Here is a 13255-nt window from a genome sequence, read left to right on the forward strand (position 1 = left end):
GTATTTGACGAGGCCTGGAGAAACCAGGAACCTGATCCTGTATCCGGGCTTGGAATGCAGGACTTCGAGGTGGCTGTAGTGAAGGAAATCAAGATCGTCCTCACGATGGATTGTGAGCCGACGACGGCGACAAGCCATCCCGCGGCCACCGGCCCCGCGGACTGGAATGCAGGCGAGGATGCGGTCCGCGGCTATGTCGAGATCGGCGCGGAATATGGTCTGCCGGTCACGTTCTTCGTCCACCCCGAAGCAGCGACCGCCCAAGGGGCGATGTTCCGCGAGTTCGAAGCGGGCGGCGCCTGCCTCGGCCTGCACATGCATCCGTGGAAATACTCACTGTGGCGCCATGACGGCCGCAAATACATGGCGCATTACGGCGGCCTCTCGCCGGCCGAGCAGGAGGAACTGCTCGCAGAATCCTCGACGGTCTGGGCCGATGCCATCGGCCATCGACCGCTCTATTTTCGGCCGGGCACGTTCTCGGCGAATGACGCGATTTTCCGCGCTCTCGTCGCACAGGGCTTTCGCGGAGGCTCCTGCACCGCGCCAGGCCGCGTGATCCCGGAGATGCAGGCGATATGGACGGCCGGTCAGGCTGATCCGCATCGCGCGAATGCGAATTTCAGACAGGCGCTCGGCGACCTCGATTTCGCGAACATGCCGCTCTCCGCGGACTTCTCGAAGGTGCTCAGCGGCCCGGCCGGCCGGAACATGTACGCGGATTTCCGCCCGGACGTCGATTGGCCGGGACAATACGGTGTGAGCTACCGTACGATCGCAACGAACATCGTGGCGCAGGTGCGTGAGCGGGCGCCGGCCGTTCCGGTCCTCTGCGCCATCACGCACAACCATTACGCCTATCGGGACAAAAGCGACGCCGTGTATCAGCGGCTTCGCGTCATGCTCGACGAGATGATGGCGGCGTGTGACGCCGCGGGCGTGAAGGGCGTCGGCGCGACGTTGCAGAACGTCGCCGACGAGGTTCTCGCCTCGCCGCCGCGGCAGGTGCCCTTCGTATGCGAGGGCGCGATTTTCGATCTCGCAGCCGATCGCGCAGAGATCCAACGAGCATCATAACGTCCAAAGGACAACGAGGAATCTTGCGATGGCGATGATCCTGACACGGAGAGCGATCCTCGCGGCGGGCGCATCTTCGCTCCTTCTTGCGACATCCAGCGCACAGGCGCAGCCCGGCTATCCGCGCAAGCCCATCGCCTTGGTGGTCACCTTTGCGGCGGGTGGCGGCACGGATGTTCTCGCCCGCATCGCCGCGAAATATCTCTCGGAGGAGCTTGGCCACCCGGTCAATGTTGTGAACAAGCCGGGAGGCAATTCGATCCCCGGCGCCATGTCGGTGATGAGCGCCGCGCCCGACGGCTACACGCTTCTTTTCGATTCACCGGCGACGAGCTCGCTCCATTCGCTGGTCAGTGACCTTCCCTACAAGGTCGAGCAACGGACCTGGGGTCCCCTGCTCACCACCGGACCCTACATCTACGCAGTCAGCGCCAAGTCCGAATGGAAAAGCCTGAAGGACATGGCCGAAGCCGGGCGGCGCGATCCGGCATCGATCGAGATCGGCTGGATGGGCGGCAAGAGCTTCACCGACACAACCATGCTCAAGCTCTTGAGCGTCGCCGGCATCGACATCTCCAAGGTCAAGAAGGTGCCTTTCGCAGGCTCCGGCCCGGCGATGGTCGCGCTTGCCGGCGGCCACATCAATCTGTCGGGTGGAAATATCGGCGCTGCGACAGCATTGATCGCTTCCGGCGATCTCAGAGCGCTCGCGGTCTCGGGCGACGAGCGCGTGCCGGCTCTTCCCGACGTTCCCTCATCCAAGGAAGCCGGCGTTTTCGTGCCGCTCACGAGTTGGAATGCACTCTCCGGCCCTGCGGGTATGCCGGCGGAGGTCGTGAAGCGCCTCGACGAGGCGGTCGTCAAAATCGTCAAACGGCCGGACTACATCAAGGACTTGGCGGCCGTTGGGAATTTGCCGACCTATAAGGCGCCGAGCGAAATGCCCGCCTTCGTGCGCGACGAAGCCAAGCTTCTCCGCGAGGTCGCCGCGAGCGTCGCGGCGCACTGATCCGTGACGCCGCACGACACAGGCACGATCTCGCAAGTCCCAGCCGCCACGCTCAGGAAGCTCGTCGATCCCGTTCTGTTGATCCTCGTCGGCGCCGCCGGCGTCGGCGACGGCCTGCGGATCATCCTCACGAAAACAGATGTTGTCGGTGGCGCGCCGGCGGGCGGGTGGATCGCTCTGCTCGGCGTGCTGCTGATCGCCGGAAGCGGCGTCCTGATCGCCAAGGAGTTTCGTTCCACGAAAAGCGCGCAGCAGCCGGACGAGCCAGCACTCTTGAAGATGCCGGCGATCGCATTGGGCCTGCTTATTCTCTACGTCGCGCTGATCGATCCACTCGGCTACACGCTCGCGACCGCACTCTTCATGGCCGTCTACCTTCGCCTATTCGGGCGCTGCTATGGCCTGGTCAAAGTCGCGACGATTGCGATTGCGTTCTCCGTTGGCTCCGGCTGGCTCTGGTCAGTGATGAACATGATGCTTCCGCAAGGGCCCTTGCCCTGGCCTTAAGCCGTCATGGTCGGCGTAACCGTGCTCCTGACTCCTGTTTCGATGTCCCTCTGACCTGAGCTGCGAGGAATCATCGCATGGACCTCTTGAATGGCCTGATGCTGGTGATGACGCCGGAATACTTGGCGTATTCCTTCGTCGGCTGTTTGCTCGGAACGCTGGTCGGAGTTCTGCCTGGCGTTGGCGCCGCGTCGGCGGTCGCCATTTTGTTTCCGTTCACGACATTCCTGCCGCCGGCCGGCATGATCATCACCATGGCGTCCATCTATTATGGCGCCCAATACGGCGGCTCGACCACCGCGATCCTGGTCAATGTGCCTGGCGAAGTGTCGTCGATGGTGACGGCGGTCGACGGTTACGAGATGACCAAGCAGGGGAAAGCGGGGCCGGCGCTCGCCATGGCGGCTATCGCATCATTCCTCGCCGGCATCGTCGGAGCGCTCATGGTGGCGCTGATTGGCCCTTCGGTCGCGCGCCTCGCACTCTTCTTCGGACCCGCCGAATATCTCGGGCTCGGTCTCTTCAGCCTGACCGCGATCGCCGCGCTTGCAGGCTCCTCGCTTCTGCGCGCCGTGCTGGTCGCGCTATTTGGAATGCTGCTGTCTTCCGTCGGCTTCGACGATTCATCCGGCCTGCCGCGGCTGACATTCGGCGTGACGCCGCTTCTTCAAGGCTTCGATCTCGTTCCGGTGATGATCGGTCTCTTCGGCGTTGGCGAGGTGCTCTCATCGCTGCGCGAAGAAGGCACTTTGATCACGAATAAGATCGGCAAGCTGATGCCGAACCGCGAAGAGATGCGCGCGGGGCTCGCAGCCGCCAGTCGCGCCACCGGCATCTCGCTCATTCTCGGCCTTCTTCCCGGCATGATGCCGTCGATCGGCTCCTTCCTCTCCTATTCCATCGAGCGATACCAGTCGCGCACACCGCAGCGGTTCGGTCGCGGCGCGATCGAAGGCGTGGCCTCGTCCGAAGCGGCGAACAACGCGACCGCCATGGCAAACCTCATTCCGTTGCTCGGATTGGGTATCCCGACCGGGCCAACGATGGCGTTGATGCTCGCCGCGTTCACGCTTTATGGCATCGTGCCCGGCCCACTTCTCTTCACGCAGCAGGCGACGCTGGTCTGGACGCTGATCGGGAGTTTTTTCATCGGCAACATCATTCTCCTGATCCTCAATCTGCCGCTGGTCGGCCTCTGGGTCCGGTTGTCGACGATCCCCTACCCGATCATGGCGCCGATCATCCTGGCGATCTGCATGGTTGGCGCCTACAGCACGCGCAACAGCATGTTCGATGTCTGGATCTGCGTGCTGTTCGGCGCGCTCGGCTGGACAATGCGCGTGCGCGGCTGGCCGCTCGCGCCTCTCGTTCTCGCTTTTGTCCTCGGACCGATGATCGAGCGCGCAGCCCGCCAGGTGATCGCTGTCTCGCCTGATCTCTTGCTGCATCGGCCGGCCTTCTGGCTCTTCATCGCGCTCGGCATCCTCGTAATCTGGGCCTCGCACCGCTTCGCCGTGCGCGGCGAACTTACTGATTGAAATTGACCTAATGCAAACGGTCGTAATCGTTACGAGCTGCATTATCTTGTACCTACTGAGCCGGCGCCACGGATTGTACCCGCACGCTCACATACGTTGATCACCTCATCGACAATCTGAATTGGCAGAGGCGCGCTCGCTCGAGATGAACTTCCGAGCAGCCGCTGGCCACCCAATTCCTCCTGCGTATGGTCCGAGAGCCGTTACGACTATCGTCTGATCGCGTTCGTCAAAGCCGACGCAGTCTGCCAAGCGCAAGCGATGTTGATGACGAGGAAAACCTCATTATAGATCAACAAAGCGTGCAGTTGATCGAGCGGATTCCAAATGCGGACAACGATCTGAATGTAGTTTCAACCGGAATATAAAACGCCGCTCCGGCCTCGATCCTGTGCACCTGCTGCGCGCAATCCTCGACGTCGATCTTGCCTTCCAGCACCATGACGAACTGGCATGCCGCGAAGGAAAGGACATCCCCTTCCGCGCCGGACTGCCGGTCCGTATGAATGCGAACGCGCTGTTCGCCGCTCACGAAAAAATCAACCTCACCTTCGCGTAGTTCTTTTCGCGTCACGCGTTGCAGCCGCGGCGCGTCACAATTCCCATCCGTCGGGAGACTAAAGGACATATAATATTTCCTGACGTTCTCCGATTGCGTCCATTTATATCCCAAGCCGCGCAGCAGCACGCACGCGTCCCCCGCTTCCACCGTCGTCGGCACCCCATCGTCGCTGACGATCGTGAACGCGCCCTCGAGCAAGACCGCAAACTCCGTCGCGACGCGAACCTTCCGCTTGAGCGAATAAGGCGTGGCTTGCCAAATGCCGGATCGAATTCCGCGCTGGGTATCGTTGACGAAACAGCGCCCCTTCTGAACGGGTTGCTCCGTCTCGAGTTCGTGCGCGGGCATGAGCCCGAGCTCCTCCAGATCAGCCAAGCCGTCGGGAGGGCCATAAGGAATAAGAAATCGGGTCATTTGAGACTTTTTTCGAGTGAATGGGTGAGTCTGCCGCCATCCGTACCGCAGCGCGTCGATGGCGCGTTCAGATGTGCACGGCGTATCTTTTTTCCAGCGATATTGTCAGTCGAGAGATCGGGTAGATGTAGAGGAAGAAGATCAGCAGGATGAAAATGTAAAACGGCATGAGCAAAGACGGGCTCGCCCCTGCCGCTTCCATGGCCTGCTGCGCGCTGCCGACCGCCTCCCGCACGCCGAGGATCGAAGCGACCGGGGTCGCCAATGCGAGAATGGCGTACCAGTTCATCCACGGAGGGATCATCCGCTTCACGCATTGCGGCAGGATCACCAACCTCAACGTCTGAGCTCGTGAAAACGCCAGCGCCTCGGATGCCTCCCGCTGCCCTTGGGGCACCGACAAGATCGCTCCACGGACCACTTCGGCGACGTTGGCCGCGACTGGAATGGAAAATCCGATGGTGGCCTTAACCCAGTCGGGAATCGGCACAATCATACCGAAACCGCGCAGCTCGAACGGAAAGAGAAGCATCACCGCAAAAAGGATCACGATCCAGGGCGTGTTGCGGAATATTTGGACGATAAACGTCGAGACGATCCGCGCCCACGCTGCGTCGGAAATGCGCATCAATCCGAGAATCAGACCGGCGAACGTCGCAACGATCATAGCCAGAAAACTCATCACCAGATTGAGAAGGAAACCGTTCAGGATGAACGGCGTCCATCGAAAAAGGGACTGCAGCGCAGATGGCGACGCCGCCGTACGCGCCTGCGCCTGCGCGTAGATGACGGATGCGAAAAGCGCAAAGACGATCAGCGCCCCGTGAAACATCCGCGGGCGCGCGATACGACGCATCCAGTGTGAGGCGGGGTCGGTGGACATGTCAGTCACCGATAACCCGGAATGCGCAAACTGCGTTCTAACAGATGCAGAACGCCGGCCAGCGCGGCCACGATCAGGTTATAGAACACGAACAGGATCAGCATCATTTCCGGAACATTGACATTGTCCGACCAGATTTGGTTGGCGACCTGGGTCATCTCTGGAACGGCAATCGCGTAGGCCAGAGACGTCGTCTTGAGCAGGCTGATCAAATTGCCCGTAAGCGCAGGCAGCGAGAAGCGGAAAGCGAGAGGGAAGATGACATAGGCAAACGTTTGGGTGCGCGTATAGCCGAGGCTGTCGGCGGCTTCGCGAAGGCCGCGCGGGACCGCGGATATGCTGGCCCGGAAGATCTCCACATTGAAAGCGCCGCCGAAGCATCCGAGCGAGATCACCGCCCAACCGAAAGCACCAATGAGCGGCACGAAATATCCGCCGGCGTCGACCTGCGGCGTGACCTGGCCCAGGCCGAAATAGAAAAACAGCATCTGCACAAGCGGCGGCGTGTTGCGAAACGCTTGGATGTATGCGGCGACGATGTGGCGAAGGAAACGCGACGGCGCCTCTTGCGCCCAGGCGCCGAGTATTCCGATAACGAGAGAGAGCAGAATGCAACTCACTCCCAGGGACACCGTCACTGCCATCCCGCCGAGCAGGCGACCGTACTCGTAGCGATCGTAAAATACGATGAAGTTGACGCCCGAAAGCCGATAGAGGTCTTCGAAGTATGGTTGGATGAGTTCAAACATCGACTACATCTCGCGGGTCGGAGACATACGCCTTCCCGGCGCATGCCTCCGATGACCACACCATCGAAATCAGAGATCGTCCTTCTTGAGCTTCTCTTCCATGTCGACAAACCACTGTGTCGGCTTGAAGCCCCACTTCTTCTGAAGCTCGATCAGCTTCCCCGTAGCGTGCCACTTGTAGACCATGCCCGACATGAAGCGCCCCCAGATCCCGTTGAGTTCTTCAAGCGGCACGCCGACCGCCCATGTGTTTCCGTACCGTGTCTTGAACGGCATTTCCCAATCCGGCCATTCGCCGGTGGCGAGAAGTAGCGACACGTTGGAATCATCAGTGAGAAAGGCGACGCACTTCCCTGAGCGGAGCGCCTGCAACGCTTCGGTGTTGCCGATGAAGGAAACGAGTTTCGCGCCGGTCTCCTGCTCCACCAGTTTCCCGTAGAACACCCCCTGCTTGGCGCACACCGGCTTGTCTTTAAGGTCGCTCCAATCCTTCAAGGCATTCTTGCGGGCGAGAACGTTGGCACCAGACGCGAAATAGTGCGGCTCTACCATGCCGACGACTTTGCGACGATCAGGCGTATCCCCCATGCCGCCAATGATGAGATCGATCTTTTTTTGCTGCAGGAACTGCATGCGGTTCGAAGACTCGATCGCCACCAGCTCCAATTTGACACCAAGCGTTTCCGCGACCTCGCGGGCGAGATCGACTTCGAGTCCTACGAGATTGCCGTTCGGGTCACGGTAGGACCAAGGCTTCAGGGCGGCGTGCACGCCAATGCGTATTTCTCCACGCGATAGCACCTCCTTGAAACGATCGTTCTGCGCGAAGGCTCTCGCACCCGCGCCGACCATGATAAGCGCTGATAAGACGGCGGTAATCAGTACTTTCGCGTGTTGCATACTCTTCCCCTCTGCTTAAGCGGTTACATTTGGTCAGAAGCTATACGGCGAGCGGTGAAGGTCGCGGCATCTGCGCGCCGCATAGTCTGTTGAAGTTGAAGGGCCGTGCGTCGACCACCGGGGTGTCTCCGAGCACCAGATCGGCGGTCAGCTTGCCCGCGCCGGGGCCGAGCCCGAAGCCGTGGCCGGAAAATCCCGTAGAAAGATAGACACCGGGGACGTCGGCGACGTCGGAGATCACCGGCCTGACGTCAGGTGTAACATCGATGAATCCCGCCCACATCCGATCGATGGTCACGTTACGAAAAACGGGAAACGCGTCGGCGCAGTTTCTGACGGCTTCGTCAGCGAACGGTTTGTACGGAGCCGGATCAAGCGTCCGGTACCTTTCGAACGGCGACTCGTCATCGAGGCCCCAGCGGCGCGGCGTCATCCACTGTGCCCACGCATCCGATCCGAACCGGAGTTTGAGTTTTCGCCAGCGCGCGCGCAGAACGGGTGAGAACGCCCGAAGAAGCTTGAAACTATCCGGCCCCACATCCGCAACATTCCGGTTGGCTTGCGAGATCACATAAGAGTTGTCGGAAGCCCGACGGAAGGCGAAGCCAGGTCCGATCGCGGCGCATTCCGGCGCCCCTTCCACCGCCGCGGTCTTCACGACCGACGTCATCACGCGCAAGGCGGGAAGATCGACGCCGAAATTTCCGCAAAAGAGTCGCGACCACGCGCCGCCGGCAACCACAACGGCGTCGCAAGCGACCGTTCCCTGCTCCGTGACAACAGCCGAAACGCGCCCTCCGGAAGTCTCGATGCCGCGCACGGCACAGTTCTCAACGACCACCGCGCCTGCGCGTTGCGCCGCCCGTGCAATGGCGGTGGTGGCGAGCTGAGGTTCGGCGCGGCCATCGCTTGGCGAATAAAGCGCGCCGGCCCAACGCCGTGCGGTCGGCCCCACCAGCGTCGGGATTTTTTCGGGCCGAACAATGTCCGTGGCGATTTGCGCGGCGCGCGCGTACTTCTGCCACGCTACGCAGCGCTGCAACGCCCCCTGCGTATCGCAAAGCTGCAAAATACCCGTTTCGCGATAACCAGTCTCGCCGCCGACCATCGAGTCGAGCTGACGCCAGAGCTTGATGCTTTCGAGCATCAACGGAAGTTCGTCCGGGTCGCGGCCTGCCTGCCGACACCATCCCCAGTTCCGACTGGACTGTTCGCCCGCGAGGCGCCCCTTCTCGCATACAAGCGACGGAACGCCCTTCTGCGCCAGAAAGAAAGCGGTACTGACGCCGATGATGCCGCCCCCGACGATGGCTACGCTTGTGCGCTTCGGAAGCGTCCCGCCCGCGGATAACGCGCTGACTGGCGGCGGCCCGACGACAACGCCACCCGCGCCGATGACGTCCACGCCGGTCATGCCGCGCCACCATACGCTTCCAGATCGCGCCGCATCATCTCGAAGCCGAGACGCACCAACCGCTGCGCCGCTTCAGAGGTTTTGAACGCGGCATGCGCGCTCAGGGTGACGTTCGGGAGGTCGACAAACGGACTTGTCGGAGAAAGAGGTTCCACGCTGAACACGTCCAAGGCCGCATGCCCAATCCGCCCGGCCTTCAAATGCTGAACAAGCGCCGCCTCGTCGATCAGATTGCCACGCCCGGTGTTGACGAGAATGGCGCCGGGCCGCATCAGCGGCAAACGGCGCTCATCAAGTATTTTGTCGGTCTCCGGCGTCAGAGCGACATGCAAAGACACCGCGTCCGCACAGCGCAACAGGTCGTCAATTTGCATCGCCTCGCACGGCAGATCCGAGGGTACGCCGCTTCGATTCCATGCCACCACGCGCATGCCGAAATTGGTGGCGATGCGAACGAGTTCGGAGCCGACGCCGCCCGTGCCGATCACGCCGAGCGTCTTATCCTTCAACTCGACTCCGACAAGAGCGTCCCAACGACCCTGTCGCAACGCCCGATCCATCGCAGCGATTTGGCGCGCCCCGGCCAGGAGCAAGGCGAAAGCGTGCTCCGCAATCGTGCGATCTCCGTAGTTGCGGATCGCGCGCACCTGAATGCCAAGAGCTTGCGCGGCGTCGAGATCAACGTAGTTGGAGACGCCGGTGCCGAGGTACACGATCGTTTTAAGATCAGGCAGCTTGGACAGCAAAGTTGCGTCCATCACCGTGTGTCCGTTGAGGATTCCGGAAGCCCCTTTCAGTAAATCAAGAACACGCGCCGGATCAGGGTCGCCGACGTGCACGGCCAACCCCGGCACGATCGCTCGAATCTCGGGCATCAGCTGGCTTTCCATAAATGGCGAGCAGTCGATGTAAACGACCCTGGCGTCACTCACGATATGCGGACCCTGTGATTTTCGCGGACATATTTCCGATACGCCTCGATCTCGCGATCGACGCGCTGCGCATCCCAGCCGAGAATGTCGGCAACGGCCTCGGTGGCCTTCCTCAAACCTGGAAGCGCCATCTCGGGCGTCCATCCGAGGCCGACCCGACGGAAAAGAAGGTCGATCAAACTCGTCACGTGTTCATGGGTGGCCGCGTATCGCAGGTCCGCCAAACTCACATCGGTTGGTGTGACCAGAACCGGCTCAGAGTTCTGGTTGTCCGGAAAGCGCGGCGGCGTAAACGACAAGGGCTGCGCCGGGCGGGACAAGGGGATGCGCCCTTGGACAACGGCGGCCAAGTCCTGTCCGGCCGAACGATGCGTCATGATCGGTCCGCCCGTGAGCGCATAGACGTCCGGCATCCCTTCCGCGCCGAGATCGTGAATCAGCCTTGAGCGACTTCCGTTGGGGAGCGCCGCGTCGTAGGTCAGGGGCCGGACGCCCGCCCATGCATAGGACACATCATCCCGCGTAAATTTACGGAGTCCCGGCAAAAGGAAATTCAACTCGTCGACAAGCCAATCAATCTCCTCTTCCAAAGGCTTGATGTCGTCGATATCGCCTTCGTACAAAGTCTCGGTCGGCCCGAAAAAATGCCCTCCCTTCCACGGCGTCAGGCTGATCGGCTGATTGGTCCGATTGATCAAAGTGATCCCTTTGCCGGCACATTCGGGCGGCAAAGTCAGCATGATATGCACGCCCTTGGTGCCGGTGATCTTGCGGCCGGGGCGCTGCGCGCCCTCGCTGTGGGCGTTGACGTCGTCGATCCATATGCCCGCCGTGTTCAACACGATCGAGGCGTTCACCACCGCCTGCTGGGCGGACGTCTCGTCGAGAAGCGAGAGAGCCCAGCCGCCCTCCTGCAAGCGATGCAACTTGGTGACTTTTGTGTAATTGCGCACGATGGCGCCGGCCTTTTCGGCAGCAAGCGTCGCATCGACGCAAATGCGCTCAGGCCAGTTGTAGACATACTCTCGATACCGGGCGACGCCGGTCACGTTGGACCCGTTTCTAACCCATTTTACGAATGGAATAGCCTTAGCTTCTTCGGCCGAGATCAACTCGTAGCCAAGTGGCGTGCTGCCCGGTCCGAGTTTGCTCAAAAGGTTGAACGCCGCGGCAACTTGCCACCGCGCGTAGGTGCCGTCCGAGAAAATCGGGTAGAACCAATCCGCTGGAATGACGCGTTCGGGCGTGGTCTCCACGAATTGGGCCCTATTCTGCATCGCATTTCGTGCCATTCGCATTGCGGTTACGAACCTAGTCGGATGCTTTACGAACTCCCAAACCGATGCGCCCGGTGCGAGATAGCGCAAACCGCAATGCAACATCCTCGTAGAGCGGCTCGATGAACCGGATCCATAATCGCCTTTGTCAACGAGCAAGACGGTGTAGCCGAGCGAAGCTAGATGTTGCGCCGCACTGCTTCCGTTTATGCCGGCGCCAATGATCGCGACATCAAATGCTGCTCCGTCCAAATTCCCTTGATCTACAACCATCACCGCACTGAAATCCGTCCGAAGGGCTCGTTGGATAAATCCAAGAACATTATCCAAAGTCTTCAATTTACCTCGCAACTCCTTTACAGCATGCGCTGACGAGCCGCAGGATTTTCATCCACATTGAAATTTCAATCGGCATTTTCAATTGAAGACGGGTGGCCGTCAAGGCCTAATATCTTCGATCCGATCAGGAAAGCGCGCGAGCGCTGAATGATCGAGACAATCGAGCGAGGACTATGTGAAAGGCAAAACGATACCAGCTGGGCGCAATAGCCGCCCTCAGTCGGATTCTATCTCTGCCGCCCAAATGCAACCTGAGGCGGAAGATAGATATCTTGGCCGCCGTCTTAAGGCGCTTCGTCGCGAACGTGGAATGTCGCTCCAGACACTTGCAATGCACTCCTCCGTGTCGATCGGAATGCTCAGTCAAATCGAGCGGGGGCTCTCTACACCCTCTGTTCGATCATTACGCCTGATCGCCGTAGCTCTCTCAATTCCTATTTCTTGGTTCTTTGCCCCGGCAAAGTATGAGCATGAACTTGAGACACGCTATGTCGTGAGGCGCGGCGAGCGCCGGCTACTTAAACTCAATCCAAATGGTGTGATGAAAGAACTGCTCAGCCCGAGAGCATCGGACTTGGTTGAGCTTTATGAATTGACGCTTGAGCCTAATTGCTCTTCGGGAGATGATTTCATCAATCACGAAGGAGAAAAAGCGGGGATGGTCATCAGCGGATCATTGCGACTGTGGATCGACGAAATGCCTTATCTCCTTAAGGAAGGAGATAGCTTTCAATTTCCGAGCATGCTCCGCCACCGCTTTGACAATCCTGCTGGTTCGTCCAGCCGCGTCGTCTGGGTAGTCGCACCAGCAGTTGGGCGAGCAGCACGGCAGCGGAAAGCGTCAGAACAAAAGTGATGATGGCAAAAGCGAAACGATAATGGCAGTTCAAGAGACTCTCCCACCACTAATTCGCGTTCACAGTGTAAAGAAATCGTTCGGCGCGCTCACGGTGCTCAATGGCGTCTCGCTCGACATCGCCAAGCGCGAGGTCATCTGCGTCATCGGCCCGTCCGGCTCGGGCAAGTCGACCTTGCTTCGCTGCATCAACGCGCTGGTGCCGATCGATTCCGGCTCGATCCTGGTCGAGGGGCAGGAGGTCAACGACCCGAAGCTCGACAAGCTCGCGCTGCGCCGCAAGGTCGGCATGGTGTTCCAGCAATACAATCTCTTCCCGCACCGCACGGCCTTGCAGAACGTGATGATGGCGCCGATCCATGTGCTCAAGCGCGACAAGGCCGAGGTGGAGGCGCAGGCGCGCAAGCTCATTCGCAAGGTGCGCCTCGAGGGCAAGGAGAATTCCTATCCCGGCGAGCTGTCCGGCGGGCAGCAGCAACGCATCGCGATTGCGCGCAGCCTGGCGATGAACCCGGACGTGATGCTGTTCGACGAAGTCACCGCCGCGCTCGACCCCGAAACGGTGAAGGAAGTGCTCGTCACCATCCGCGAACTGGCGCAGGAGGGCATGACCTGCGTGCTCGTCACCCACGAGATGGGCTTCGCGCGCGAGGTCGCCGATCAAGTCTACTTCACCGACGGCGGCGTCCTCGTCGAGCACGGCCCGCCGAAGGAGTTCTTCGCCAACCCGCGCGACCCGCGTACCAAGCAATTCTTGGAGCAGATTTTGTGATGTAAAACTGCTGTCCTCCGCCGCCC

The 13255-nt window shown here is 60.5% G+C and carries 13 protein-coding genes; 6 read left to right on the forward strand and 7 right to left on the reverse strand.

What is annotated here, in order from left to right; all coding sequences use genetic code 11:
- The first annotated feature begins 54 nt into the window (after nt 1–54).
- The 4 genes from AB7F49_RS09165 (at nt 55) to AB7F49_RS09180 (ending at nt 4131) form a co-directional block, all read left to right on the forward strand.
- Entirely contained in the window at nt 55–1077 is a 1023-nt protein-coding gene (locus AB7F49_RS09165; RefSeq protein ID WP_428521526.1) for a polysaccharide deacetylase family protein, read from the forward strand.
- A 28-nt stretch (nt 1078–1105) separates the two neighbouring features.
- Entirely contained in the window at nt 1106–2086 is a 981-nt protein-coding gene (locus tag AB7F49_RS09170; protein WP_428521527.1) for a Bug family tripartite tricarboxylate transporter substrate binding protein, read from the forward strand.
- Nucleotides 2087–2089: 3 nt separating this feature from the next.
- Nucleotides 2090–2593, forward strand: coding sequence for a tripartite tricarboxylate transporter TctB family protein (locus AB7F49_RS09175; RefSeq protein WP_428521528.1), 504 nt, complete (start codon nt 2090–2092; stop codon nt 2591–2593).
- A gap of 77 nt (nt 2594–2670) precedes the next feature.
- Nucleotides 2671–4131 carry a tripartite tricarboxylate transporter permease gene (locus AB7F49_RS09180; RefSeq protein ID WP_428521529.1) on the forward strand — a complete coding sequence of 487 codons (1461 nt, stop codon included), beginning with the start codon at nt 2671–2673 and terminating at the stop codon, nt 4129–4131.
- Between the two features lie 292 nt (nt 4132–4423).
- Here AB7F49_RS09180 and AB7F49_RS09185 read toward each other — a convergent pair whose 3' ends face one another.
- The 7 genes from AB7F49_RS09185 to AB7F49_RS09215 form a co-directional block, all read right to left on the reverse strand.
- Nucleotides 4424–5107 (reverse strand): cupin domain-containing protein, encoded by a 684-nt coding sequence (locus AB7F49_RS09185; RefSeq protein WP_428521530.1) that lies wholly within the window; start codon nt 5105–5107, stop codon nt 4424–4426.
- Nucleotides 5108–5174: 67 nt separating this feature from the next.
- Nucleotides 5175–5990, reverse strand: a complete 816-nt coding sequence (locus AB7F49_RS09190; RefSeq protein ID WP_428521531.1) for an amino acid ABC transporter permease — start codon at nt 5988–5990, stop codon at nt 5175–5177.
- A 5-nt stretch (nt 5991–5995) separates the two neighbouring features.
- Nucleotides 5996–6739 carry an amino acid ABC transporter permease gene (locus AB7F49_RS09195; RefSeq protein ID WP_428521532.1) on the reverse strand — a complete coding sequence of 248 codons (744 nt, stop codon included), beginning with the start codon at nt 6737–6739 and terminating at the stop codon, nt 5996–5998.
- A gap of 69 nt (nt 6740–6808) precedes the next feature.
- Nucleotides 6809–7639, reverse strand: a complete 831-nt coding sequence (locus AB7F49_RS09200) for a transporter substrate-binding domain-containing protein (RefSeq protein WP_428521533.1) — start codon at nt 7637–7639, stop codon at nt 6809–6811.
- A 40-nt stretch (nt 7640–7679) separates the two neighbouring features.
- On the reverse strand, nt 7680–9053 hold the full coding sequence (locus tag AB7F49_RS09205) for an NAD(P)/FAD-dependent oxidoreductase (protein ID WP_428521534.1): 1374 nt from the start codon (nt 9051–9053) through the stop codon (nt 7680–7682).
- Nucleotides 9050–9928, reverse strand: coding sequence for a 2-hydroxyacid dehydrogenase (locus AB7F49_RS09210; protein WP_428521535.1), 879 nt, complete (start codon nt 9926–9928; stop codon nt 9050–9052). The genes AB7F49_RS09205 and AB7F49_RS09210 overlap by 4 nt, the downstream gene beginning before the upstream one ends.
- Before the next feature lie 53 nt (nt 9929–9981).
- The gene (locus AB7F49_RS09215) at nt 9982–11601 is read right to left on the reverse strand and encodes an FAD-dependent oxidoreductase (RefSeq protein WP_428521536.1); all 1620 of its coding nucleotides are present in this window, start codon (nt 11599–11601) and stop codon (nt 9982–9984) included.
- 175 nt (nt 11602–11776) lie between these two features.
- Here AB7F49_RS09215 and AB7F49_RS09220 point away from each other — a divergent pair, with 175 nt between their 5' ends.
- Both AB7F49_RS09220 and AB7F49_RS09225 read left to right on the forward strand, forming a co-directional pair.
- A complete protein-coding gene (locus AB7F49_RS09220; RefSeq protein ID WP_428521537.1) occupies nt 11777–12457 on the forward strand; it encodes a cupin domain-containing protein in 681 nt (226 codons plus the stop codon).
- 22 nt (nt 12458–12479) lie between these two features.
- Nucleotides 12480–13229, forward strand: a complete 750-nt coding sequence (locus AB7F49_RS09225; protein ID WP_428521538.1) for an amino acid ABC transporter ATP-binding protein — start codon at nt 12480–12482, stop codon at nt 13227–13229.
- The last annotated feature ends 26 nt before the right edge of the window (nt 13230–13255 follow it).

Origin of the sequence: Pseudorhodoplanes sp., assembly GCF_050250235.1 — a bacterium.
Classification (GTDB): Bacteria; Pseudomonadota; Alphaproteobacteria; order Rhizobiales; family Xanthobacteraceae; genus Pseudorhodoplanes.